Source organism: Halopseudomonas sp. SMJS2 (genome assembly GCF_029866945.1).
GTDB classification, from domain to species: Bacteria; Pseudomonadota; Gammaproteobacteria; order Pseudomonadales; family Pseudomonadaceae; genus Halopseudomonas; species Halopseudomonas bauzanensis.
On sequence record NZ_CP123445.1, the window covers coordinates 1,890,887 to 1,914,434 of the forward strand.

Annotated in this window: 23 protein-coding genes and 2 pseudogenes; 5 read left to right on the forward strand and 20 right to left on the reverse strand. The window is 62.1% G+C overall.

Going from position 1 to position 23,548, the window contains the following annotated elements:
• The 8 genes from pabC to QAO71_RS08840 form a co-directional block, all read right to left on the reverse strand.
• Nucleotides 1-831, reverse strand: coding sequence for an aminodeoxychorismate lyase (gene pabC, locus QAO71_RS08805; RefSeq protein ID WP_036990304.1), 831 nt, complete (start codon nt 829-831; stop codon nt 1-3).
• Nucleotides 832-845: 14 nt separating this feature from the next.
• Nucleotides 846-2,084, reverse strand: coding sequence for a beta-ketoacyl-ACP synthase II (fabF, locus tag QAO71_RS08810; protein ID WP_036989677.1), 1,239 nt, complete (start codon nt 2,082-2,084; stop codon nt 846-848).
• A 193-nt stretch (nt 2,085-2,277) separates the two neighbouring features.
• Nucleotides 2,278-2,514, reverse strand: coding sequence for an acyl carrier protein (gene acpP / locus QAO71_RS08815; protein ID WP_036989676.1), 237 nt, complete (start codon nt 2,512-2,514; stop codon nt 2,278-2,280).
• A 170-nt stretch (nt 2,515-2,684) separates the two neighbouring features.
• On the reverse strand, nt 2,685-3,428 hold the full coding sequence (gene fabG, locus QAO71_RS08820; protein ID WP_036989675.1) for a 3-oxoacyl-ACP reductase FabG: 744 nt from the start codon (nt 3,426-3,428) through the stop codon (nt 2,685-2,687).
• 1 nt (nt 3,429) lies between these two features.
• Entirely contained in the window at nt 3,430-4,377 is a 948-nt protein-coding gene (gene fabD, locus QAO71_RS08825) for an ACP S-malonyltransferase (RefSeq protein WP_036990302.1), read from the reverse strand.
• 69 nt (nt 4,378-4,446) lie between these two features.
• A complete protein-coding gene (gene plsX / locus QAO71_RS08830; RefSeq protein ID WP_280164191.1) occupies nt 4,447-5,469 on the reverse strand; it encodes a phosphate acyltransferase PlsX in 1,023 nt (340 codons plus the stop codon).
• Between the two features lie 3 nt (nt 5,470-5,472).
• A complete protein-coding gene (gene rpmF / locus QAO71_RS08835) occupies nt 5,473-5,655 on the reverse strand; it encodes a 50S ribosomal protein L32 (RefSeq protein WP_074778555.1) in 183 nt (60 codons plus the stop codon).
• Nucleotides 5,656-5,674: 19 nt separating this feature from the next.
• The gene (locus QAO71_RS08840) at nt 5,675-6,061 is read right to left on the reverse strand and encodes a YceD family protein (RefSeq protein ID WP_280164192.1); all 387 of its coding nucleotides are present in this window, start codon (nt 6,059-6,061) and stop codon (nt 5,675-5,677) included.
• Nucleotides 6,062-6,320: 259 nt separating this feature from the next.
• Between QAO71_RS08840 and QAO71_RS08845 the strand changes: the two are divergent.
• Nucleotides 6,321-6,898, forward strand: a pseudogene (locus tag QAO71_RS08845) (Maf family nucleotide pyrophosphatase).
• 71 nt (nt 6,899-6,969) lie between these two features.
• Here the strand turns inward: QAO71_RS08845 and sppA are convergent.
• Genes sppA through rluC form a run of 3 tightly spaced genes read right to left on the reverse strand, consistent with a single transcriptional unit; the run spans nt 6,970 to nt 9,622 of the window.
• The gene (gene sppA, locus QAO71_RS08850) at nt 6,970-7,941 is read right to left on the reverse strand and encodes a signal peptide peptidase SppA (RefSeq protein WP_036989670.1); all 972 of its coding nucleotides are present in this window, start codon (nt 7,939-7,941) and stop codon (nt 6,970-6,972) included.
• Between the two features lie 33 nt (nt 7,942-7,974).
• Entirely contained in the window at nt 7,975-8,649 is a 675-nt protein-coding gene (locus QAO71_RS08855; protein ID WP_051610821.1) for an HAD-IA family hydrolase, read from the reverse strand.
• Between the two features lies 1 nt (nt 8,650).
• Complete coding sequence (gene rluC / locus QAO71_RS08860; protein WP_036990299.1) at nt 8,651-9,622, reverse strand: 23S rRNA pseudouridine(955/2504/2580) synthase RluC; 972 nt, start codon at nt 9,620-9,622, stop codon at nt 8,651-8,653.
• A 533-nt stretch (nt 9,623-10,155) separates the two neighbouring features.
• Between rluC and rne the strand changes: the two genes are divergently transcribed.
• The gene (gene rne, locus QAO71_RS08865) at nt 10,156-13,458 is read left to right on the forward strand and encodes a ribonuclease E (protein WP_280164193.1); all 3,303 of its coding nucleotides are present in this window, start codon (nt 10,156-10,158) and stop codon (nt 13,456-13,458) included.
• Nucleotides 13,459-13,551: 93 nt separating this feature from the next.
• Here rne and murB read toward each other — a convergent pair whose 3' ends face one another.
• The 7 genes from murB to QAO71_RS08900 are packed head-to-tail and all read right to left on the reverse strand — an operon-like array spanning nt 13,552 to nt 20,014.
• On the reverse strand, nt 13,552-14,577 hold the full coding sequence (gene murB, locus QAO71_RS08870; RefSeq protein WP_036989669.1) for a UDP-N-acetylmuramate dehydrogenase: 1,026 nt from the start codon (nt 14,575-14,577) through the stop codon (nt 13,552-13,554).
• Nucleotides 14,574-15,338: a 3-deoxy-manno-octulosonate cytidylyltransferase gene (gene kdsB, locus QAO71_RS08875; protein ID WP_036989668.1), complete on the reverse strand. Its 765-nt coding sequence runs from the start codon at nt 15,336-15,338 to the stop codon at nt 14,574-14,576. Before kdsB ends, murB begins: the two co-directional genes overlap by 4 nt.
• A gap of 2 nt (nt 15,339-15,340) precedes the next feature.
• Entirely contained in the window at nt 15,341-15,526 is a 186-nt protein-coding gene (locus QAO71_RS08880; protein WP_036989667.1) for a Trm112 family protein, read from the reverse strand.
• Nucleotides 15,527-15,539: 13 nt separating this feature from the next.
• On the reverse strand, nt 15,540-16,544 hold the full coding sequence (gene lpxK, locus QAO71_RS08885) for a tetraacyldisaccharide 4'-kinase (protein ID WP_036990297.1): 1,005 nt from the start codon (nt 16,542-16,544) through the stop codon (nt 15,540-15,542).
• A gap of 23 nt (nt 16,545-16,567) precedes the next feature.
• Nucleotides 16,568-16,999, reverse strand: a complete 432-nt coding sequence (locus tag QAO71_RS08890; RefSeq protein ID WP_036989666.1) for a biopolymer transporter ExbD — start codon at nt 16,997-16,999, stop codon at nt 16,568-16,570.
• Between the two features lie 3 nt (nt 17,000-17,002).
• Nucleotides 17,003-17,683 carry a MotA/TolQ/ExbB proton channel family protein gene (locus QAO71_RS08895; RefSeq protein ID WP_036989665.1) on the reverse strand — a complete coding sequence of 227 codons (681 nt, stop codon included), beginning with the start codon at nt 17,681-17,683 and terminating at the stop codon, nt 17,003-17,005.
• A gap of 24 nt (nt 17,684-17,707) precedes the next feature.
• Nucleotides 17,708-20,014, reverse strand: a complete 2,307-nt coding sequence (locus QAO71_RS08900) for a DNA internalization-related competence protein ComEC/Rec2 (RefSeq protein ID WP_051610820.1) — start codon at nt 20,012-20,014, stop codon at nt 17,708-17,710.
• 103 nt (nt 20,015-20,117) lie between these two features.
• Here QAO71_RS08900 and QAO71_RS08905 point away from each other — a divergent pair, with 103 nt between their 5' ends.
• Nucleotides 20,118-20,642: a DUF2062 domain-containing protein gene (locus QAO71_RS08905; RefSeq protein WP_036989664.1), complete on the forward strand. Its 525-nt coding sequence runs from the start codon at nt 20,118-20,120 to the stop codon at nt 20,640-20,642.
• A 1-nt stretch (nt 20,643) separates the two neighbouring features.
• Here QAO71_RS08905 and lolD read toward each other — a convergent pair whose 3' ends face one another.
• Both lolD and QAO71_RS08915 read right to left on the reverse strand, forming a co-directional pair.
• Nucleotides 20,644-21,333, reverse strand: coding sequence for a lipoprotein-releasing ABC transporter ATP-binding protein LolD (lolD, locus tag QAO71_RS08910; RefSeq protein WP_036989663.1), 690 nt, complete (start codon nt 21,331-21,333; stop codon nt 20,644-20,646).
• Nucleotides 21,326-22,569 (reverse strand): annotated as a pseudogene (locus tag QAO71_RS08915) (lipoprotein-releasing ABC transporter permease subunit). The gene lolD and the pseudogene QAO71_RS08915 overlap by 8 nt, the downstream one beginning before the upstream one ends.
• Nucleotides 22,570-22,662: 93 nt before the next feature.
• Here QAO71_RS08915 and QAO71_RS08920 point away from each other — a divergent pair.
• Together QAO71_RS08920 and QAO71_RS08925 are read left to right on the forward strand one after the other, a co-directional pair.
• On the forward strand, nt 22,663-23,250 hold the full coding sequence (locus QAO71_RS08920; protein WP_074778535.1) for a PilZ domain-containing protein: 588 nt from the start codon (nt 22,663-22,665) through the stop codon (nt 23,248-23,250).
• Entirely contained in the window at nt 23,247-23,540 is a 294-nt protein-coding gene (locus QAO71_RS08925) for a hypothetical protein (RefSeq protein ID WP_036989660.1), read from the forward strand. The genes QAO71_RS08920 and QAO71_RS08925 overlap by 4 nt, the downstream gene beginning before the upstream one ends.
• Nucleotides 23,541-23,548 lie beyond the last annotated feature (8 nt).

Here is a 23,548-nt window from a genome sequence, read left to right on the forward strand (position 1 = left end):
TCACATTAGGACCTGCTTAGCCAGGGTCTGGATGTCGCGGGTATGGACGCCGACGGGCCATTGCCAGTCTGCCAGCGCCACCACCGGCCAGACACCGAATACGCTGTTGCAACAGAACACCTCGGTGCTGCGCAACAGTTCGTCAAAAGATATCGAACGCTCCTCTACGGCGTCACCTTGCGCCGCCAACTGCTCGATCAGGAAGCCGCGCATCACGCCCCGCACGCCGCATCGATCGAGCGCAGGCGTCACCCATCGATCATCCAGCCGCATGAACAGATTGCTCATGGTGCCTTCGATGGGGTCGCCAGCGAGATTACACACCAGCCCTTCTGCGTGGACTGAATCCTGCCATTCACTGCGCGCCAGGACCTGCTCCAGCCGATTGAGGTGCTTGAGACCCGCCAGCATGGGTTGATCGCCCAGCCGGGTGGCGCAGGGATACAGGCAAACGCCCTGCTCGGCATGTTGTGCGGGATAGCTCGGCAGTGGAGAGGATTGGAGAATGCGCGTCACCTGAGGTTGCTGTGGCATGGCGTAGCCACGCAGGGACTCACCGCGGGTGATGATCAGTTTGAAGAGCCCGTCACCGAGCAGCAGCGCCTGCTGCTCGACTTCGCTGCGGATCACCGCTAGATCCACAGGCAGGCGCAGGGCCTGCGCCCCCAATGCCAGCCGCTGGAAATGCCACTCTGCCAGCGTCGGCTTGCCGCCGCGAACCAGAATGGTCTCGAACAGTCCGTCACCGTAGGCCAGGCCGCGATCGCGGGCCGAAACAGCACTGGTCGGCACACCATTGACCAGGCATTCGGCGACGCGGGTTGCGGCCATCCCGGTGATGTCCATCAGAGGCGGCGGAACACCAGGCTGCCGTTGGTGCCACCAAAGCCGAAGGAGTTGGATATCACCACGTCCAGCTGGCGAGCCTGGGCTTCATGGGCCACGTAATCGAGGTTGCAGCCCTCACCCGGGTTGTCCAGATTGATGGTCGGCGGTGCCACCTGGTCACGCAGGGCGAGCACACTGAAAATCGCCTCGACTGCGCCGGCGGCGCCCAACAAATGACCGGTCATGGACTTGGTCGAGCTCATGGCCAGTTTACAGGCGTGGTCACCGAACACGGTTGCCACCGCGCGGGTTTCAGCCAGGTCGCCGGCCAGGGTCGAGGTGCCGTGGGCGTTGATGTAGCCAACCTGTTCTGGCGCCACATCGGCATCACGCAGGGCATTGCCCATGCACATGGCTGCACCGCGGCCATCTTCCGGCGGCGCGGTCATGTGGAAACCGTCGCCGCTCATACCGAAACCGATCAACTCGGCATGGATATGCGCACCGCGGGCCTTGGCATGCTCATACTCTTCCAGCACCATGGCGCCGGAACCGTCGGACAGCACGAAGCCATCACGTTCGGCATCCCACGGACGGCTGGCGCGGGTCGGGTCTTCGTTGCGGGTCGACAGCGCGCGGGCAGCGCTGAAGCCACCGAGGCCCAGGCCGCTGGTAGCCATTTCGGAACCACCAGCGATCATCACGTCCGCTTCGCCATAGGCGATGTTGCGCGCGGCCATGCCGATGCTGTGGGTACCCGTGGTGCAGGCGGTCGTCAGCGCATAGTTCGGCCCACGCAGTCCATACTGGATGGACAGATAACCGGCCACCATGTTGACAATCGAGCCAGGCACGAAGAACGGCGAGATACGACGCGGGCCGCTGTTGAGCAGCAACTCGTGATTGCGCTCGATATTGGTCAGACCGCCGATACCAGAGCCCATGGACACGCCGATGCGGTCGCGGTTGTCATCGGTAATATCCAGCCCCGCATCATTCATCGCCTGGATGCACGCAGCAATGCCGTACTGGATGAACAGATCCAGCTTGCGTGCCTCCTTGGCCGACATGTAAGGCTCGATATCGAAATCGCGAATGGAGCCACCAAAACGGGTACTGAAGGCACTGACGTCCATATGCTCGATCGGCGCGATACCGCTCTTGCCTGCCAAAGCCGCCTGCCAGCTGCTTTCAACCGTATTCCCCAGCGGGCTCAACATGCCCAGGCCGGTTACCACGACGCGTCTACGCGACAAGGGAGACTCCTTAATTCAACTCGTTCGACAGCGGGCTATTGTCCGCATAAAGGGGCGGCGCGGCAACTGAATGATTATCGGCCGTCCGTCACCAGTTATTTCAGGGGAACTACTGCAAAGCGAACACGAACAAAAAGGCCGCAGCTCTGATATCAGGACTGCGGCCTTTTCGACCTGCAAGCAGACTGCGTGATTACTTCTGGTGCGAGTTCACGTAGTTGATTGCTTCCTGCACGGTGGTGATCTTCTCGGCTTCTTCATCCGGAATTTCGGTCTCGAATTCTTCTTCGAGAGCCATCACCAGCTCAACGGTGTCAAGGGAGTCAGCGCCAAGATCTTCAACAAAGGAAGCACTGTTGGTTACTTCTTCTTCTTTGACGCCGAGCTGCTCGGCAACGATTTTCTTGACGCGCTCTTCGATGGTACTCATACCTTGTTCTCACTCCTGATTTTGCAGTTCCGATAAGCCGGACTGCGGGTAGTTTATAGAAAGAATTCCCGAGATTTCAAGCTGGAAATGCTTCTGTGTCAAAATGGCCCGGCCCAGAGAGGCCGGATTCCCACTAGTCAAAGCCCCGACTGCCCAAAAGCAGCCGAAGATCAACCCATGAACATACCGCCATTTACCGGGATAGTTGCCCCGGTAATGTATCCAGCCGGCTCACCGGCAAGAAATGCTACCACTGCAGCAATTTCCTCGGCTTGGCCGAGGCGCCCCAGTGGAATCTGTTCGAGCATGACCGACCGCTGATTGTCATTCAGCGCCCGGGTCATGTCCGTATCAATGAATCCAGGTGCCACCGCATTCACGGTGATTCCGCGTGAACCGACCTCACGGGCCAGTGCACGGGCAAAGCCCTCCATGCCGGCCTTGGCCGCAGCATAGTTGGATTGACCGCCGTTGCCCATACCGGCAACCACCGAACTGATGCAGATGATACGGCCCCAACGCGCTTTGGTCATGCCCCGCAGCACAGCCTTGGACAGACGGTAAACCGAGCCCAGGTTGGTGCTGATGACATCATCCCACTCATCATCTTTCATACGCATGAGCAGGTTATCGGCGGTGATGCCGGCATTATTGACCAGAATCGCCGGCGCTGCATAATCCTCAGCGATGCGCTCCAGCACCTCGGCAACCGAGGCCGGGTCGCGTACATCCAGCTTCAGACCGGTGCCCTGGTAGCCTGCGGCGGCCAGTTTTTCGGCAATGGACTGGGCGCCGGCGTCACTGGTGGCAGTACCGACTACAATGGCTCCCTGGGCAGCCAGCGCATGGGCAATGGCCTGCCCGATACCACGACTGGCACCGGTAACCAGGGCAACTTTTCCTTCCAGACTCATATCAAGCTCCTTCGGCAACACGGGCGACAGCGTCGGAAAAACCCTCGACACTATCCAGATTATGGGTGGCCACACCTTTGGCGCAGCGCTTGTTCAGGCCCGACAATACCTTGCCAGGACCGCATTCGACCATGTCAGTGACACCCTGGGCAGCGATGTATTCGATGCTTTCGACCCAACGCACCGGGCTGTACAGCTGCTCGACCAGCTGCTGGCGCAGACCGTCGAGATCCGCTGCCGGGCGCGCCGTCACGTTCTGCACCAGAGTGATCTGCGGCTGATTCCAGGTCAGGCCGGCGAAATCCTGCGCCAGCTGCTCAGCGGCCGGCCGCATCAGTGCGCAGTGGGACGGTACGCTGACCGGCAGCGCGATGGCACGCTTGGCGCCGGCGGCCTTGCAGGCGTCAATGGCACGCTGCACGGCGGCCGCCTGACCAGCGATGACCACCTGGCCAGGCGCGTTGAAGTTGACCGCACTGACCACTTCACCCTGGCCCGCCTCGGCGCACAGCTGGATGATCTGCTCATCGGTCAGCCCGAGAATCGCCGCCATGCCACCCTCGCCTTCCGGCACGGCCTGCTGCATCAACTGGCCACGACGCTCGACCAGACGCAGCGCGTCGGCAAAGCCGATAACCTCGGCAGCCACCAGGGCGGAGTACTCACCCAGACTGTGGCCGGCAACGAAGGCCGGACGAACATCGCTGTTAGCCTGCCACAGGCGCCACAGGGCAACGGACGCCGCCAGGATTGCCGGCTGGGTGCGGTCGGTCCGATTCAGCTCGGTGTCCGGGCCTTGCTGGCAAAGTTGCCACAGGTCGTAGCCCAGCGCATCACTGGCCTCGACAAAGGTGTCGCCAATCAGACTATGCTGCTCCGCCAGGCCAGCCAGCATGCCGACCGCCTGGGAACCCTGTCCGGGAAATACGAAAGCGAGGGTTTGAGTCATGCAACTTTCCTCATTGTTGTCATTCATTGATTAAGTCTTCCGTCTGAGATGACCCACTGGTCAGACGGGTCACAAGAGTTCGCCCCGGCAACGTGCCAGGCGCGCGGCGATGCGCTGCGGCATCTGCGACTGACAGGCGCGCACTGCCTGCCCGATGGCCACTTCCAGGGCAGTCTGATCGGCATTGCCGTGACTCTTGACCACGACACCCTGCAGTCCGAGCAGCACCGCTCCATTATGCTGACCGGGGTCCAGGCGTTCGCCCATCGGCTTCAATGCCCGCCGCAGCAGCGGCGCCAGCAAACGCAGCGCGAAGCTGCCGGACAAGGCCCGGCGCAACTCATCCTGCATATAACCAGCCAGCCCTTCGCTGGCCTTGAGCACCACATTGCCGACAAAGCCGTCACAGACCACCACATCGGCACGGTCCTGAAACAGCTCGTGACCTTCTATATGACCGATATAATTCAGCGAACGGCTATCACGCAACAGCTCGGATACTTCACGCACCCGCAGGGAACCCTTGTTGATTTCGCTACCGATGTTCAACAACCCGACCCGCGGTCGCTCGATATCAGTCAGCTCGGCCACCGCTTCGGAGCCCATCACGGCAAATTCGAACAGCTGCCGCGCCGAGCAATCGACATTGGCCCCCAGATCGAGTACATGGCAGAACTTGCCGGCTACCGGCAAAGCCGCCATGATCGCCGGCCGCTGAATACCTTCCACCGTTCCCAGCAGGGTTTTTCCCAGCACCATCAGCGCACCGGTATTACCCGCACTCAGACAGCCATCGGCCACGCCGTCACGCACCTGCTCGATGACCACGCGCATGGACGCATCACGCTTGCTGCGCAGCACGCTGGCAGGCAGATCGTCGGCGAGAATGGTTTCGGAGGTATGGACGAAGCTGACACGATCGTCAGGCAGGCGGTATTCACGGGAGAGGCTGGCCATCGGTTCGGGCGAACCGACCAGAACGACGTTGAACCCAGGAATCTGCTGAAGGCAGCGGGCAACGGCGGGGATAATGCAACGGGGACCGAAGTCCCCGCCCATCACATCAATCGCTAAGCGGACTGACGTGGACAAGACTTATTCGTCGTTGTCCTTGTTGACCACCTGACGACCACGATAGAAGCCGTCCGGGGACACGTGGTGACGGAGGTGAGTCTCGCCAGTAGTTTGATCTACGGACAGAGCCGCCGAGGTCAGTGCATCGTGCGAACGACGCATACCACGTGCGGAACGAGACTTTTTGTTCTGCTGTACAGCCATGACTTTAAGCTCCTAAGCTTCAGGTATCACGTTTCAACTTGGCCAACACACTGAAGGGGTTGGGCTTTTCAGCTTCTTCCTCAGGCTCCGCAGTATCAGGCTGAAAGCCTGGCGGGTGCTGACATGTTTCCATCGGATGCATCGGCACTGCGGGCAAGGCCAGCAGCAGTTCGTCCTCGATCAGCGCGTGCAGATCGAGCGCCTCGTCATCCACAATAACCGGTTCATAATGGCGAGGCAGATTCTTCGCCGCCTCGTCACTCGTTACAAAACCCACCTCACATTCGGTATCCAGCGTCAGCACAACCTGCTCCAGGCAACGCTGACAGATCTGCGCCACCTCGACCTGATAATGCCCGTGCATGGCGCTGATGCCCTGTGCGTCCCGCACAAATGCGAGCTCCACCTGAACATCTCCAGCAGGAGCGTCAAGCAAGGCGGTGAGACGGGGCATATTGGCGGTGGGCACAGTCCCTTTCAGGACGATTTCACGGTCAACCAGCCGACGCGGCTCTATGTGTGCAGGTATGGGTCCAGACATAAGCGCGCAATTCTAGGCACCGCGGGGGCTGCTGTCAAAACTATTTGCCGAAAAAACCATGCCACCGACGTCACGGGGACAACTGAAGCTAGAATAGCGCAATTTATCGCACAAGGATCCCAAGATGGCCCATCTGGTTCTCGCCTCCAGCTCTCCCTACCGACGCGCGCTACTTGAGCGCCTCGGCATTCCCTTCGAGCATGCCGCGCCCGAGGTCGACGAAACACCCCGGGCTGGCGAAACACCGGAGCAGCTCACGCTGCGCCTGGCCCTGGACAAGGCCCGCGCCCTGGCAAGCCGCTTTAACGATCACCTGATTATCGGTTCGGACCAGGTCTTGCTATTGGAAGGCCTGGCGGTCAGCAAACCTGGGACCCATGCCGCGGCAAAAGAGCAACTCAGGCACTGCAGCGGCCGCACCGTGCAGTTCACCACCTCGCTTTGCCTGCTCAACAGCGCCACCGATCAATACCAACTGACCAGCGAGCCCTTCAAGGTCAGCTTCCGCGAGCTGGATGAGAACAGCATCGAGCGTTACCTGCAGCGTGAACGCCCATACGACTGTGCCGGCAGCTTCAAAATGGAGGGACTGGGCATCTCGCTGTTCCGCGCCCTGCAGGCGACGACCCCAACAGCCTGATCGGACTACCGCTGATCAGGCTGTGCGAGATGCTGCGCCAGGAAGGAGTGCAGCTGCCGTAAGACTCTGCCTCAAACATCCGCTCCCGCTGGTCGGCATACACTGCAGCGAGAGGCTTGCCGGAAGGCGACCCTTACCGCAGTGCGGGCGCCGCCAGACCGAGATGGGTCGCCAGGGTATTGCCGATGCTGGTGCCCAGTTGGCGCGAAAAGCGCTGGAAAGGCGACTCGCGGTGGGTGAAGTCGACCAGCTCTTCGGTGCCGACGATATCCCGAGCCACTGCCGAGGCGCTGGACAGCCCATCGATCAGCCCCAGTTCCAGCGCCTGCTCACCGGACCAGACCAGCCCGCTGAACAACTCCGGATGCTCCTGGAGCCGATCACCACGCCCTTCTCTCACCTGCTCGATAAACTGCTGATGAGTGGTCTCCAGCACCGTCTGCCAGAACTCGCGCTCATCCTGACGCTCGGGCTGGAAGGGATCGAGGAAGGCCTTGTGCTCGCCAGCGGTATAGGTGCGCCGCTCGACCCCGAGCTTGTCCAGCGTCTCGACAAAACCGAAACCGGCCGCCGTCACCCCGATCGAACCCACCAGACTGGCCTTGTCGGCATAGATCTCGTCCGCCGCTGCAGCAATATAATAGGCCCCTGAAGCACCGATATCGGCGATCACCGCGTAGACTTTGACTTCCGGGTTCAGCGCGCGCAGCCGCTTGATCTCGTCATACACGTATCCGGACTGTACCGGGCTGCCGCCCGGGCTGTTGATGCGCAGCACGACCCCGCGGGTCTGCTCATCCTTGAACGCTCGCCGCAGACTGGTGACCAGGTTGTCGGCACTGGCTTCCTGCTGGTCGGCGATGGCGCCCCGCACTTCGATCAGCGCCGTGTGTGGCTTGCCAGTGGCGCCGCTGCCGTCAATGGCGCCGAGCGGGGAAAACAGAAACAACGCGCCGATCAGATAAAGGAAAGTCAGACTCTTGAAGAAAATCCCCCAGCGCCGCGATCGACGCTGTTCCTGCACCGAAGCCAGCAGGGTTTTCTCCAACAGCTCCCAGGCCTTCTTGTCCTCCTTCTGCGCCTTGAGCTCATTGCGCTCGACCATCGGGCCTTCAGTCCATTGGTTATGTTCCATCTATTACACCTCTGTCAGTTGGCCCGTCCGGAATCGCGGCAGGACCCAGCCATGAAACTCATCGAAGGAATCCACGCAATGCACCGGCTGGCAGCGCAGCAGCTGCGCATGGGTCATGGCCCCATAGGTCACTGCTACCGGACACACGCCGGCATTGTGGCCCATGAGGATGTCAAACTCACTATCGCCAACCATGCAGGCATCGGCCGGCGTTACGTCCAACTCGGCGAGAATCTGTTCAATCATCAGCGGATGCGGCTTGCCGGCGGTTTCATCCGCGCAGCGGGTCACATCGAAGTAGTTTTCCAGACCGTGGGAGTCGAGCATACGATCCAGTCCACGCCGCCCCTTGCCCGTCGCCACGGCCAGATGGAAACCACGGCCGCGCAGAATATCCAGCGCGCCGCGTACACCTTCGAACAACGGCGAAGGATTCTGTTCCAGCGTCAGGTAATTATCGGCGTAGGCCTGGATCAATTGCTTAGCCTGAGCAGGGTCATCCAGCTCCGGGTAGAGCACCGCTACCGCATCCGGCAGGGCCAGGCCGATGATGTCGCGCACCTCCCGTACCGAGCGCACCGGCAGACTCACATCCACTGCCGCGCGCTGCATGGCAACGACAATATTGTCGATGGAATTGGCCAGCGTGCCATCCCAGTCGAAAATCAGGGTATTCATGTCACTCCTCGCTCAAGCGGCTCAGGGTTCTGTCCCAGACCGTCCCAGGCTCGGCGGACACCTCCAGGCGCCCGCCCTCGGGCAGCTCAGCGGAAAGGGAAACCGCATGTAAGAACAGTCGCTTACCACCCTTTTCTCGAATGATTCTGGAAAAATCATCATCGCCGTACTTGGGATCACCGGCAATCGGATGACCAGCATGCCGGGCATGCACCCGGATCTGGTGGGTCCGTCCGGTGATGGGCCTGGCCTCTACCAGCGTGGCAAAGTCACCGAAGCGCTGGATTACCCGAAACTCGGTCAGCGACTCCTTGCCTTCCGGATTGACCTCGACCATGCGCTCGCCGGAGCGCAGATTGTTTTTCAATAAAGGTGCATGCACCTTCTTCACCGTTGACGGCCAGCGTCCGCGCACCAGCGCCAGGTAGCATTTGGTGACCCCCTTGCCCGGCCCGTCACCACGCAGCTCAGCATGCAGATGGCGCAACATGCTGCGTTTCTTGGCGATCATCAGGCAGCCAGAGGTGTCGCGGTCCAGCCGATGCACCAGCTCCAGCTGTTGCAGTTCGGGACGCAACTGGCGCATCGCCTCGATCACGCCGAAGTCCAGCCCGCTGCCACCATGCACAGCGAGGCCCGCCGGCTTGTTGACCACGATCAGCCCTTTGTCTTCATAGAGGATGTTGCTCTCCAGCGCATTGAGAATGCCCTGCCCCACCAGCGCCGGCTCATCGGGCTGGGGCAGGCGCACCGGCGGAATCCGGATGCTGTCACCTGCGCGCAACCGGTACTCGGGCTTGATGCGGCCTTTATTCACCCGCACCTCGCCTTTGCGCAGGATGCGATAAATGAGTGTGCGCGGTGCCCCCTTGAGTCGGGTCAGCAGATAGTTGTCGATTCGCTGACCGGCCTGGTCTTCGCTGATCAGGTCGGTCTGCACGGCAGCGGAAATAACGGGTTGATCGATTTTCATCGGCGCATGATACATTTTTTCATGCAATTGAAGCACTTGATTAATGCTGCTATAGTCCGACGAGCTGCGCAAAAGGCAGCAGGAAGGCAGCCGCGATCGACGCGATTGCAGCCTTCCCAGAAACATTGATGTAGAGCCTTCGCCAGGCTGGAAGCAACGCCGGCGAACCTCGATGGAAAAACATGCTGCAGGCCACAGGCCGGCAGAATATTAACCCGCTCCCCGAAGACGACGAGCGGCACCGATTCAGATGGGCAAGTGATTAGGTGGAGATGCACAGCTTCAGGATGATGTGACGAGCGCTGACACTTGCATTGATGTGTGTCCCCGTCCCAGTCCGGCTGATTCCTCCCTACAAAGAAGTTTCTCTGTACTCGCCATAGACAGACTGAAATGCTGTTGCCCAACGGCACGGCAATTTTGAATTCTGAACAAGGGCAAGGTTGGCCCAAGCAGAAACACGCCTGACACCTAACAGAAGAATCAGGTGCCGTACTCGTGTTCCGGAAGCATTGGAAACACAACGGTACTTCATGAAAAGAATGCTGATCAACGCAACTCAGCCCGAAGAGTTGCGCGTCGCCCTGGTAGATGGCCAGAAGCTGTACGATTTGGACATCGAATCCGGCGCACGCGAACAGAAGAAATCCAATATCTACAAAGGCCGCATTACCCGCGTCGAACCCAGCCTGGAAGCCGCTTTCGTCGACTTCGGCTCCGAACGCCACGGCTTTCTGCCGCTGAAGGAAATCTCTCGCGAATACTTCACCAAACAGCCTGAAGGTCGCGTCAACATCAAGGAAGTGCTCAAGGAAGGCCAGGAAGTCATTGTCCAGGTCGACAAGGAAGAGCGCGGCAATAAAGGCGCCGCCCTGACTACCTTCATCAGCCTGGCCGGCCGCTATCTGGTGCTGATGCCGAACAACCCCCGCGCCGGTGGCATTTCCCGTCGCATCGAAGGTGAAGAGCGCAACGAACTGCGCGAAGCCCTGAACAGCCTCAACGTTCCCGCCGACATGGGCATGATTGTCCGTACCGCAGGTCTCGGCCGCAGCGCAGAGGAATTGCAGTGGGATCTGGATTACCTGTTGCAACTGTGGGAAGCGATCAAGTCTGCCTCCAGCGAACGCAGCGGCACCTTCCTGATCTACCAGGAAAGCAACGTCATCATCCGCGCCATCCGCGATTACCTGCGCCAGGACATCGGCGAAGTACTGATCGACAGCGAAACCGTCAAGGAAGAGGCGCTGAACTTCATCAGCCAGGTCATGCCGCAGTACGCGAGCAAGGTCAAGCTCTACGAAGACAGCGTACCGCTGTTCAACCGTTTCCAGATCGAAAGTCAGATCGAGACCGCCTTCGAGCGTGAAGTGAAACTGCCTTCCGGCGGCTCCATCGTCATCGACCACACCGAAGCCCTGGTGTCCATCGACATCAACTCGGCGCGCGCTACCAAAGGTGGCGACATCGAAGAAACCGCGCTGCAAACCAACCTGGAAGCGGCTGAAGAAATCGCCCGCCAGCTGCGTTTGCGTGACATCGGCGGTCTGATCGTCATTGATTTCATCGATATGACCCCGGCCAAGAACCAGCGCGCCGTGGAAGAGCGGGTACGCGAAAGCCTCGAAGCCGACCGCGCCCGCGTCCAGGTCGGTCGTATCTCCCGTTTCGGGCTGCTGGAAATGTCCCGGCAGCGTCTGCGTCCTTCCCTGGGTGAAACCAGCGGTATCGTCTGCCCACGCTGTAACGGCCGCGGCACCATCCGCGACGTTGAATCCCTGTCGCTTTCGGTACTGCGCCTGATCGAAGAAGAAGCGCTGAAGGATCGCACCGCCGAAGTGCGCGCCCACGTGCCGGTATCCATCGCTACCTTCCTGCTCAACGAGAAGCGTGATGTGCTGGCCAAAACCGAGGCCCGCACCAAGGTGCGCTTGCTGGTGTTGCCCAACCCGCACATGGATACCCCGCACTTCGAGGTCCAGCGTCTGCGCGACGACCAGGAAGCCGTGCTCAATGGCGAATCCAGCTACAGCATGACCACCGAAGCCGAGCCCGAAGAGCCGGTACAGGTGAGCCAGACCCGTGCCATCGTACGCCAGGAAGCAGCGGTCAAGACCCTCGCCCACTCGCGTCCGGCCCCCACGGCCGCTCCGGCGCCAGCACCAGCACCGGTTGCCGCAGCCAACAAGGCCATCCAGGAGTCCCAGCCGGGTCTGATCAAAAGCCTGATCAAGTCCCTGGTCGGCATGTTCGCCCAGGACAACCGCCAGGAAGAGGAAGCCGAGCAGCAGGCGACCAGCCAGGCCAATCGCAAGCCAGCGGCGGATGGCCGTGGCAACGAGCGCCGCAGCAACCGCAACCGCCGGCCGCGCCCAGAGCGTGACAACCGCGGCGGTGCACGTGGCAACCGTGGTGGTGAAGCTGCTGCCGAGCGCACTGACAAGCCCCAGCGCAGCGAACGCAAGTCCAGCGACGTCGTAGCCGATACCGACGCCGCCACACCGAGCGCCAGCAAGCCGGCAGAAGGCACCACCGGTCGTCGTCGCCGTCGCAGCCCCACCGCGGCCGCGACCGCTGAAAGTAGCGAACAACGTACTGCTGCCACCGAGCAGGCACCGGCCCGTCAGGATCGTCGCCCGCAGCGCCAGGCCGAACAGGCCACCGTGAAAGACGAAGAATTGCCAGTCGAGCAGACTGCCGAGCAGACCGACAGCGAAAATACCGCTGAGGGTGAGCGTCCGAAGCGTCGTTCACGCAACAGCCAACGCCGTCGCAACAATCGTCGCAGCCGTTCCGCCCAGGATGACCAGAGCGGCGACAACGCTGCCAGCGCAAACCAGACCAGCGAAGCGATTGATGACAGCAACGCCAGCAAGCCGGTAACGGCCGAGCACGGCGACGCTGCCGCTACCGACGTCAAGGTTCCGGCTGCTGCCGCGGTAGCCGTCACCGAGGCGGTTGCCGCCAGTGAAGGTCATGAGCCGACAGAGATGATCAACGAGCCCGCCGTCGAAGCTGCCCTTCCGAAAGCGGCTACCGAAGCCCTGGCTGAGGTCAAGCAACCGGTGGAAGCAGGTTTGACCCAGGCGGTATCCGACATCGAGCAATCGATCGAGAACGCGGTTGAAGCCTTCAATCAGTCCCAGCGCGATGACAGCGCCCCGGCTCAGGCCGAGACCGAGGTCACTCAAGCCGAGCCGAGCGCCACAGCTGACGCAGCCGAACCTGCTGTAGTCGTGGCCGAAGAGCAGCCTGCCGCCGTTATCGAACCCGTCGCTGAAACCGCAGCAGCCGTCGAACCCGAGGCACCGGTAGCCCAAGCGCCTGAAGCCGAACCGGCCCCGGTAGTCACCGAGGAGACAGCCCCGGCACCCGCTCAGGTTGAAGCGCAGGAGCCGGCCCCGGTAGCACAGGAGCCTGTCGAGCAGGCGATTCCGGCCCTCACCGAAAGCGGTCGCGCATTCAACGACCCGCGTGAGATCCGCAAGCGTCGCATGGAGGCCAAGCGCCTCGCCGAGCAGGCCGAAGCACAGGCCAAGGCCGAAGCGGAAGCACCTGCCCCGGCAGTGGAAGCTGACGCCGAGCCGGCAGCTGCAGCCGAGCCGGTAAGCGAAGCCATGGCCGAGGCCCAGGAAGTGATTGAACACATCCCGGAAGCTCAGGCCGCTGACCAAGCGGAAACAGCAACCGACGCTCAGTCAGCCGAGCCGGCAGCCGAAGCCGCACTCCCCAGCCCTGCCGAAGGCGAGGTGCCGGAGCATCCGGCTACCAGCGCACCGGTACAACAGGACGCGCCTGAGGAAGATGACAACCGCCCGGAAACACCCAAGGGCTGAGTTTCATCGCTGCAATAGAAAAGGGGATGCCATTGGCATCCCCTTTTTCATTCCCGATTCACTGTCAGCAACAGCCCTGTTGGGCAACTGGCATCAGCCGCCTACCCGCTGCGGCTCCATCTCCAGTTGCACACCGAACTTCGCCTGCACGTCTCGCTGGATGTCCTCCGCCAGCGCCAGCACATCCGCTCCCCGGGCGCCGCCCAGGTTGACCAGTACCAGCGCCTGCTCGCGGTGTACACCGACCCGGTCGCGACAATGACCTTTCCAGCCTGCCCGCTCGATCAGCCAACCGGCAGCCAGTTTGACGCTGCCATCGGGCTGCGGGTAATGCGGCGCTTCCGGCCAGGCCGCCAGCAAGGCCGCCGCCTGGTCCGCCGGCAGCAAAGGATTCTTGAAGAAACTGCCGGCATTGCCCAGCTGCGCCGGATCGGGCAGCTTGGAGCGGCGAATCTGGCATACCAGCTGGCTGATGACGCGGCTGTCGGGTCGACTCAGGCCGGTGACACTCCAGGCGGCTGCCAGCGGCGCATAATCCAGCCGCGGCACCGGCTGCGTGCTCAGTCGCAGGCGCACCCGCAAGATCACGAAGCGGCCAGCCTGCTGCTTGAACAGACTGTCTCGGTAGGCGAACCGGCAAGCGTCCCGATCGAACCGGCAAACCTCCCCTGTGGTGCGATCCAGCGCGTCGAGACTGTCGAACACATCGCACAGCTCCACGCCGTAGGCGCCGATATTCTGCATTGGCGCAGCGCCCAGGGTGCCGGGGATCAGTGACAGGTTTTCCAGACCATGGAAACCATGATCCAGGCTCCAGTTCACCAGTTGATGCCAATTCTCGCCGGCCTCCCCTTCGATCACCGCACTGCCCGGCTCGCGGGACAGTACCCGGCGGCCACGGCTGCGCATGGCGATGACCAGGCCTGCCAACGGGCCGGCCAAGATCATGTTGCTGCCACCGCCGAGCACAGTGACCGGCCAGCCTTGAGCATCAGCGAGCGCCAGCGCCTCGCGCAATTGCTGTTCGGTTTCGACCGGCACCAGCCGCTCCGCGGATTCGTTGATGCCGAAGGTATTGAGATCGCGCAGCGCTGCCGCGCGGAGGATGTCCGGCATCATTCGGCCGAGGCCAGCAATTGGCGCACCCGCTGCAGATCCTCAATGGTATCCACGCCCGCCGGAGGAATCTCACAGGCATCGGCCACATGAATACGGCAGCCGAACCACAAGGCGCGCAATTGCTCCAGCGACTCGGCGCTTTCCAGCGGGCTCGCCGGCCAGCGCACGTAGTCGTGCAGAAAGCCCACCTTGTAGGCGTACAGCCCGATGTGCCGGCGGAACGGCGCCACCTGTGGCAACTGATCCGGCCTGCCGGCGGCGAAATCATCACGGCACCAGGGCATGGGCGCGCGACTGAAGTACAGGGCAAAGCCCTGGTGGTCCGTAACCACCTTCACCGCGTTGGGATTGAACAGCGTCTCGATGTCCTGCAACGGCTCAGCCAGGGTAGCAATGCTGGCGGCTGGAAAGGCCCGCAGATTGCCCGCTACCTGATCGATCAGTGCCGGCGGAATCAATGGCTCGTCGCCCTGCACATTCACCACATGGGCGTCGGCATCCAGGCCCAGCAGGGTTACCACCTCCTGCAGCCGGTCGGTGCCGGACGGATGATCGGTGCGGGTCAGTACCACATCGGCGCCAAAGGCGCGGCAGGCGTCGACAATGCGCGCATCATCGGTTGCCACCGTCACGGTCGCCGCCCCGCTCTTGCGGGCCTGCTCCCAGACATGGCGAATCATCGGCTTGCCGGCAATGTCCTGCAGCGGCTTGCCCGGCAGGCGGGTGGAGGCGTAACGGGCAGGTATGATGACGTGAAACATTGTCAGTGTCCCAGCCTCTCGTCCGCATCCAGGGCCCGCGCTTCGGTCTCCAGCATGACGGGAATACCATCGCGTACGGGGAACGCCAGGCCATCGGCGCGGCACCACAGTTCGGTCTTGTCCTGATTCTGTACCAGCGGGCCCTTGCACAGCGGGCAGGCCAGGATATCGAGCAGTTTGGGATCCATCGTCAGACTCCGGTCAAAGAGAAGTAGTCCGGCTGGACGGCAGATGGCTGTCCAGCCGCTGATGCAGAGCCGCAGTAAAAGCGGCACTCAATTGGGCATCGACACGTAGATACCACCAATGTTCACGGGCGAAGCCCGCGCATTTCACCGCGTCCTTTTCGGTCATGATCAGTGGCTCGCCATGATCGAATGCGGCGAAGCTGTCGGCATTGTAACCGGCATGGTCGGCAAACGCCTGCAACGTCGGTATGAAGCCCAGACTTTCCAGTGTGCGGCGGAACCGGTCGGGATTGCCGATGCCGGCCACCGCCTGTACCCGGGGCGGCGCCTTCCACTCGGCAGGGCTGATCCGCTGGCCGGTGGCCAGATTGACCAGTTCGGTGGCCTGCAGTTGCATGGCGAAACCGTCGGCGGCATCAGCTGCGGCGCCGTTGCGAACGATCAGGTCGACCGACTTCAGTCGCGAAGCCGGTTCGCGCAGGGGGCCCTCGGGCAGACAGCGGGCGTTGCCCAGGCCGCGGGCGTGGTCGAGCATCAGCACCTCCAGTGTGCGGCCCATGCGGTAGTGCTGCAGGCCGTCGTCGCTGATGATCACGTCGATTGCCTCCTGCTCCAGCAACTGGCAGCCGGCTCGTGGGCGATCCGGATCAATCACCACCGGCACTTGACAGCGACGGGCGATCAACAGCGGCTCATCGCCAACCTGTTCGGGGGTGTCCTGGTCTGGTCGGATGCGCCAAGGCAGGGCTGGCGGTTGCGCACCATATCCCCGGCTGATAACGCCCACCCGCAACCCACGGGCGCGCAGATGCTCCACCAGCCAGATAACCATGGGCGTCTTGCCGGTGCCGCCGAGGGTAATGTTACCAACGACGATCAGCGGCACTGGCGGCTGCCAGCTGGCTGCCGGATCATCCAGGTAACGCTGCCGTCGACGTTGTGCCACGTGCCGATACAGCTGGGACAGCGGCCGCAATAGGGTCAGCCAGCGGCGCCCCTGATACCAGGAGCGCAGCATGAAGCCTTCCAGTGACTCCTTCTTCACTGGGCAGGGGTTTCCAGTTCGTTGGTGGTCAGGCGCAACCGACTGAAGCCCTGCTGGCCTGCCGCATCCATGACGGTGATCACCGATTGGTGAGAGGCCTTGGCATCCGCGGTAATCACCACCGGCAGACTGTTGTTGCCGGCCGCTTCACGTTGCAGCGCGGTCTGCAGATTGTCCAGGTCTGGATTGATCAGGCTCTTGCCGTTGATGGTGACCTCGCCGGTGGCCGACACCAGCACCTCGATCTGCTCCAGGTTCTGGTTTTCCACCGGCTCGCCCGAGGCGGACTCCGGCAGATCAAGCTTCAGCTGGGTTTCCCGGGTAAAGGTGGTGGACACCATGAAGAAGATCAGCAGCAGGAACACCACGTCGATGAGGGGCGTCAGGTTGACACCGACCTCCTCTCGCCGGGTACGTCGAAAGTTCATGGATCAGTTCCCCTGCGCCGTCTTGGCGGCTTGCCGGATGGCCGGATCGGCCGCCACGTCGTTGCCATTCGGCTCGGCGTCGCGACTGCCCTGCACCACCTCGACCAGTTTAGTCGCCTCCTGCTCCATGGCTACCACCAGCTCGTCGACCCGGCGCATGAAGAAGCGATGGAAGAACAGAGCCGGAATGGCCACGGTAAGGCCTGCCGCAGTGGTGATCAGCGCCTTGGAGATACCGCCGGCGAGTACCGCGGTATTGCCGGTGCCCTGCACCATCACCGCAGTGAAGACATCGATCATGCCGATGACGGTGCCCAGCAGGCCGAGCAGCGGGGTGATGGCGGCAATGGTGCCCAGTGTATTGAGATAACGCTCAAGCTCGTGGATGACCTTGGTGGCGGCCTCCTGGATGCTCTCTTTCATGATCTCGCGACCATGGCGGGTATTGGCCAGACCGGCAGCAAGAATCTCGCCCAATGGCGAGTCGGCGCGCAGGGCCTTCAGACGGGTCGCATCCAGCTGCCCGTCCTTGATCCAGCGCCATACCTGCCCCAGCAGATTGGCCGGCGCGACGCGACTGCTGCGCAGCGCCCAGAGACGCTCAAAAACGATGGCCAACGCCACCACGGATGACAATACGATCGGCAACATCAGCCAACCACCGGCACTGATCAGTTCCCACACAGGCGTTCCCTCCAGAAAATTTGTCTACTCTAGCACGGGCTTTGCTGGCGGTTCAGCCAGCCTGGCCAGTGCTTGATCTTCATGCCAGAAGCGTCGTGCACGCTCTCGCCAGGACCAATCCCGGCGGGCCTTCCCTGTGTCGTCCAGGACAAAGCGTATCGCTCCGGCGGTGGCAGTATAAACCGGTTCTGCTTCCAGTTCGCGGTAACGTTCGACAACCAGCGGATGCGGATGGCCGTACTGGCTGTGACGCCCGGCACTGAAGACCGCCCAACGCGGTTCTACCGCCCGGATAAAGGCATAGGACGACGAGCTGCGACTGCCATGGTGGGGCGCCAGCAGCAGGTCGGCAGCCAGGCTCCGGTCGAGCATCTGGTACTCGCCCCGAATACCCAGATCCCCCGGCAGCAGCACGGCGCTGCTCCCAGCCACTGCCCGCAGCACACAGGATTGCTCGTTGGGTGGTGCCGGAGGCGGTGGGCTGTAGAGAATCTCGAAGCGCACCCCATCCCATTGCCAGGTCTCACCAGGTTCACAGGGCTGCGCCCGCAATACCGGATCGATCGCGGCATGCTGCCCCGCCAGGACGCGTTTAACCGGCAGGTGGCCGGCAATGAAGGGTGCGCCCCCCGCATGGTCGTTATCGGCGTGACTGAGCAGCATGACATCCAGCTCCCGCACTCCCAGCGCCAGCAATGCCGGATACACCACCGCCTCGCCCAGATCGAAGCCACTGCTGAACCGGGCGCCGGCGTCGTACAGCAGGTCATGTTCTTCGGTTTGCAGCAATACCGACAGGCCCTGGCCGACATCCAGCACGGTTACCCACAGCTGACCTGGCAGCGGTCGCTCGTGGGATGGTAGCAACAGCACGAGCAGACAGGCCGCCCCCGGTAGCCAGAGCAGTCGGGCCATGGGGCTCAACAAGGCAGCCACCCCCACCAGGCCCAACGCGAAACCGAGCCAGTCGGGAGTGGCCAGGCGCTCCGCGGCACGCAGCTCTGCGATCCAAGCCAGACCGTCGAACAACCAGTTAAGTGCCACCGCCGCGCCTTGCAGCAACCAGGGAATATCGAACAGCAGCTCCAGGACCGTACCCAGCAAGGCGGCCGGCACCACCAGCAGGCTGACCCAGGGGATCGCCAGCAGATTGGCCAGCGGTGCGCTCAGGCTGGCCGGCATGCTCCAGAACATCAACCAGGGCCACAGCCCAACGAAGACCACCCATTGCGCCCGTCCCCAGCGCCACCACAGCGAGGACGAGCCCAACCGGGCACCCATGCCGTAGAGCAGCAGTCCCACCGCGATGAAGGAGAGCCAGAAACCCGCGCGCAGCGGCGCCGCGGGATTGAGCGCCACTACGGTGGCAAAGGCGACCAGCCAGAAGGTCCAGAGCCCCGGCCGGCGGTAGCACAGCTGGATCAACAGCCCCAGCGTGATCATCAACAGGGCGCGCTGTACCGGCACCCCGAACCCGGCCAGAATCGCGTAGAGAGTGGTAATCGGGACGACTACCGCCACCGCCAACCATAGTCGCGGCCAGGGCCAGCGCAGCACGCCAATCCGCCCAAGCAGGGTTACCAAACCGAATACCGCTGCCGCCAGCATGCCAATATGCAGCCCGGAGATAACCATCAGGTGAGCGGTGCCGGTGGCCTGCAGCACCAGCCAGTCCTGACGGTCGAGCACACCCTTGTCGCCCACCACCAGAGCAATCAGGCGGGCGCCGCCGGCCTGCTCTTCCAGCACCGCCGTTATGCGGGTGCGCAAGTGGTGGCGCAGCGCTGCGAAGCCGGCGAAACGGGGCGGCTCGGCGAGCCGCTCGCCCTGGCGAATACTACCAAGGGCGCCAACGCCCTGGGCGTACAGCCAGGCCTCATAATCGAAGCCGCCGGGATTGGCCATACCCGCCGGGCGGCGCAGAGTGACTTCGAACTGCCAGAGCTCGCCGGGATTGACCGGCTGCCCTTGGAACCAGTGCGCCCTTATCGGCGGCAGCGGTTGATCGTTTTCCAGTAGACGCACCTGGGTCAGGGCCAGACGCCAGCCAGTCGCAGTGGCCTGAGGCAACCCGTCGACCCGTGCCAGCACCTGCACCCGACTGCCATCCAGATCAGGCGGCAGACGCTGCGCCAACAGCTGCTGATGAAACAGACAGGACCAGAGCAATCCCAGACTCAGCACACCCAGCCAGCGCCCCGCGGGGCATCGCCACAGCATCAGAGCCGGCACCAGTGGCAGTGTTGTCAGCCACAGTGGCGGCAGCTCGGGCAACCCCAGGGGCAACAGCATGCCGGCTATCAGCGCGATCAGCAGCAGCGGCACATCCATGCGCGGAAATATCCTGTGATGGTGAATTGCGACGGCGGGTGGTAGTCGGCCACAGCCATTACGGGCATAATTGCTGTCTATCCTTCCCGCCGATCAGTCTGTGATGCCGCGCCAGCTACTCAAACGCTACATGCCCAGTCCGGAACGGATCAAACGCAACAAGTCGCTGCGTTTCATGGGGGCCATCCTTCATGATCCGAATCTCTGGCACATCACCCGCCATAGCGTTGCACGGGCGATAGCCACTGGCTTGTTCGTCGCCATGTTGCCGATCCCCATGCAGATGGTGCTGTCCGGCTGTATCGCCATGTTCGCCCGAGCCAATCTGCCGATTTCGATCGGACTGGTCTGGCTGACCAACCCGATCACCATGCCGCCGGTCTTCTTCATGCAATACAAGATCGGCACCATGCTGCTCGGCACACCCGAACGCACCATGCCCATGGAGCTGTCGCTGACCTGGCTGACTACGGAATTGCAGCATATCTGGCAGCCCATGCTGCTGGGCTCGGTGCTGTCGGGTCTGGTGCTGGCCGGCATCGGCTACGCCGGCACCCTGTTATATTGGCGTTTCTGGGTGGCACGCAACTGGCAGCGCCGCAAAATGCGACGCCGTCGTCAGTCCTGATTCAAGCAGGCTGCCGCTCTACCAGATGACCTTCATCGAGGGTCAGCACACGATCCATCTGCCCCGCCAACGCCAGATCATGGGTAACAACGAGAAAGGCGGTATGCAGCCGCTGACTGAGTTCCAGCATCAGCTGTTGGACGCCGCGGGCGGTGTGCTGGTCAAGGTTGCCGGTCGGCTCGTCCAGCAGTACGCAGGCCGGCTCGTTGATCAGCGCCCGGGCGATGGCCACCCGCTGACGCTCACCACCGGACAGTTCCGCCGGCTTGTGGCCAGCCCGCGCTGACAACCCGACCCGCTCCAGCATCGCCAGCCCCCGCTCACGCGCCTCGGCGATCGGCGTCGCGCCGATCAAGAGCGGCATGCAGGCATTCTCCAGCGCCGTGAACTCGGCCAGCAGATGATGGAACTGATAGACGAAGCCGAGGCCGGTATTGCGCAACTTGCCACGCTCCGCCTCCTTGAGCGCTGACATCTGCTGGCCGGCCAGCCACACCTCACCGGTGCTCGGCGTATCCAGCCCACCCAGCATGTTCAACAGCGTGGTCTTGCCCGAGCCCGAGCTGCCGACAATCGCGATGCGTTCGCCGGCGCGCAGGCTCAGGTCGATATTGTCCAGTACCTGCAGGCGCTGCGGTCCGACCGCGTAGTGCTTGCTGAGTTTCCGGCATTCCAGTACTACATCAGTCATAACGCAAGGCCTCCGCCGGTTCGGTACGGGATGCACGCCAGGCCGGATACAGGGTAGCCAGGAAGCTCATGCCCAGCGCAGCGGTGCAGATGACAACGACATCCGTCCAGATCAACTGGGACGGCAGGTAACTGATGAAATACACATCGGAACTGAGAAACTGGGTGCCCAGCAGACGCTCCAGCCCGGCCACCAATGCCGATACATTGAGCGCCGCCAGCACGCCGAGGATGCCCCCGGCCAGGGTGCCAACCACACCGATGACCGAGCCCTGGACCATGAAGATGCCCATGATGGTGCCCGGTGACGCGCCCAAGGTACGCAAGATGGCGATATCGGCTTTCTTGTCGGTTACTACCATGACCAGGGTGGAAATGATGTTGAAGGCCGCCACGGCAACGATCAGCAACAGCAGCAGGCCGATCATGGTCTTCTCCATGCGGATCGCGGCAAACAGATTGCCGTGGCTGCGCGTCCAGTCCTGGGCGTAATAGTTGCCAGGCAGTTGCTCAACCAGATTCCAGGCTACCTGCGGCGCCTGGAACAGGTCATGCAGTCTGAGCCGAACACCTTGCATCTGGCCTGGCTCCCAGCGGCTCAGACGGGCCGCATCCCCGGCGTGGATCATCGCCATGGAGCCATCCAGTTCGGCGCCAACCTTGAATATGCCGGTGACATGGAAACGTTTCAGCCGCGGAAAGACCCGGCCGGGGTGACCGAAGCTTCCGGCAGGACGAGGGTCAGCTTGTCGCCCGGCATCACACTGAAGCGGCGGGCAATCAGCTCACCAATGATGATGCCGAATTCGCCATCTTTCAGATCAGCCAAGGTGCCGGATTGCATGTGCTCCTCGATGATCGAGACCTGCGCCTCCGCCTCGGGGATCACGCCGCTGACCAGCACCGGAGCGACACTGCCGTTATGGGTCAACATGCCCTGCAATTGAATGAACGGCGCAGCCGCAGCGACCTTCGGGTCTGCCTCAAGCTGCGTTGCCAGCGAGCGCCAATCATCGATGGGCTGATAGCCGTTGATGCTCGCATGGGGCACCATGCCGAGAATGCGCGTACGCAGTTCACGGTCGAAACCATTCATTACCGACAACACCAGGATCATGACCAGCACCCCGAGGGTCAGGCCAAGCATGGAAATCAACGAAATGAAGGAGATAAAGTGGTTACGGCGTTTGGCGCGCGTGTAGCGCAACCCGATAAAAAAAGGCAAGGGTCTGAACATGGAATACCAGTTACCTGATGGGGAAAGCCCCAATGAATAGCAGTTCGGGCTGTCATGTTACACTGAATCCGGTTTCGGTAAACGGGGCTGAACATGCAAACCAATAATCTCACCGATGTGCATACGGGTTATTTCCAGATTCAGGATCATCTGGCACTGGACTATCGACCTATCGAGGCGCCAGCGACACCTTCCTCAGTCCAACCGGATGAATCGCCCCTGTTCGGCCTGCTTGGCGAACTCCACCTGCTGGACCATGATTCACAGCATCTGCTGCGCCAGATCGGTGAGCGTGACCGCAATCTCGCGGCTTACCTGAAGATCCTTGGCAAGCGGGTGGAGTTGATCGGCCGGGCACTGGCGTCGCAGATGGCCGAGGACATGGGTACGCCGGTCGAGGTAACCCTGAGCGAAGCCGGCATCACCTTCCCAGCCCACGACGCACTGCCAGTCGGCCAATGGATCAATCTGCGCCTGTTGTTGCCGACACCCATCGGTTTGAGCGCTCCAGCACAGATCGCCGCCTGCCTTCGCGACGACGCTTCCGGCCTCCATCTGATACAGGTAAGCTTCGATCAGTTCAATGATGCCCAGCACCAGCTGCTGGCTCGGCATATCATGCACAAGCAGGCACAGGATATCCGCGCTGCCAAGGAAAACCACGAAAGGACCTCGACATGAAATACGCACTACCCATATTACTCACCAGCACCTTGCTCGCCGCAGTCAGCATCCAGGCCGACACCCTGACCATTCCGGTGGGCCAGCAGGCGTCCGGCCAACAATCCAGCCTGCCGCAACGGGGTACCAGCACCAGCGCGGTCAGCCAGCAATACGGCGAACCGCTAACCCGCCATGCAGCGGTTGGCGAGCCGCCCATCAGCCGTTGGGACTATGCCGGTTTCAGTGTGTATTTCGAGCATGACAAGGTAGTACACAGCGTGCATCAGCACACCCCGCGGAATAATTGAGAGACGGT

Bases quoted from the DNA above. Each gene is read 5' to 3' on its own strand.
- pabC (WP_036990304.1), bottom strand. From the start codon at position 831: ATGGCCGCAACCCGCGTCGCCGAATGCCTGGTCAATGGTGTGCCGACC.
- acpP (WP_036989676.1), bottom strand. From the start codon at position 2,514: ATGAGTACCATCGAAGAGCGCGTCAAGAAAATCGTTGCCGAGCAGCTC.
- fabG (WP_036989675.1), bottom strand. From the start codon at position 3,428: ATGAGTCTGGAAGGAAAAGTTGCCCTGGTTACCGGTGCCAGTCGTGGT.
- fabD (WP_036990302.1), bottom strand. From the start codon at position 4,377: ATGACTCAAACCCTCGCTTTCGTATTTCCCGGACAGGGTTCCCAGGCG.
- rpmF (WP_074778555.1), bottom strand. From the start codon at position 5,655: ATGGCTGTACAGCAGAACAAAAAGTCTCGTTCCGCACGTGGTATGCGT.
- sppA (WP_036989670.1), bottom strand. From the start codon at position 7,941: ATGGTCGAGCGCAATGAGCTCAAGGCGCAGAAGGAGGACAAGAAGGCC.
- QAO71_RS08855 (WP_051610821.1), bottom strand. From the start codon at position 8,649: ATGAATACCCTGATTTTCGACTGGGATGGCACGCTGGCCAATTCCATC.
- rluC (WP_036990299.1), bottom strand. From the start codon at position 9,622: ATGAAAATCGATCAACCCGTTATTTCCGCTGCCGTGCAGACCGACCTG.
- rne (WP_280164193.1), top strand. From the start codon at position 10,156: ATGAAAAGAATGCTGATCAACGCAACTCAGCCCGAAGAGTTGCGCGTC.
- murB (WP_036989669.1), bottom strand. From the start codon at position 14,577: ATGATGCCGGACATCCTCCGCGCGGCAGCGCTGCGCGATCTCAATACC.
- kdsB (WP_036989668.1), bottom strand. From the start codon at position 15,338: ATGTTTCACGTCATCATACCTGCCCGTTACGCCTCCACCCGCCTGCCG.
- QAO71_RS08880 (WP_036989667.1), bottom strand. From the start codon at position 15,526: ATGGATCCCAAACTGCTCGATATCCTGGCCTGCCCGCTGTGCAAGGGC.
- lpxK (WP_036990297.1), bottom strand. From the start codon at position 16,544: ATGCTGCGCTCCTGGTATCAGGGGCGCCGCTGGCTGACCCTATTGCGG.
- QAO71_RS08890 (WP_036989666.1), bottom strand. From the start codon at position 16,999: ATGAACTTTCGACGTACCCGGCGAGAGGAGGTCGGTGTCAACCTGACG.
- QAO71_RS08900 (WP_051610820.1), bottom strand. From the start codon at position 20,014: ATGGATGTGCCGCTGCTGCTGATCGCGCTGATAGCCGGCATGCTGTTG.
- QAO71_RS08905 (WP_036989664.1), top strand. From the start codon at position 20,118: ATGCCGCGCCAGCTACTCAAACGCTACATGCCCAGTCCGGAACGGATC.
- lolD (WP_036989663.1), bottom strand. From the start codon at position 21,333: ATGACTGATGTAGTACTGGAATGCCGGAAACTCAGCAAGCACTACGCG.
- QAO71_RS08920 (WP_074778535.1), top strand. From the start codon at position 22,663: ATGCAAACCAATAATCTCACCGATGTGCATACGGGTTATTTCCAGATT.
- QAO71_RS08925 (WP_036989660.1), top strand. From the start codon at position 23,247: ATGAAATACGCACTACCCATATTACTCACCAGCACCTTGCTCGCCGCA.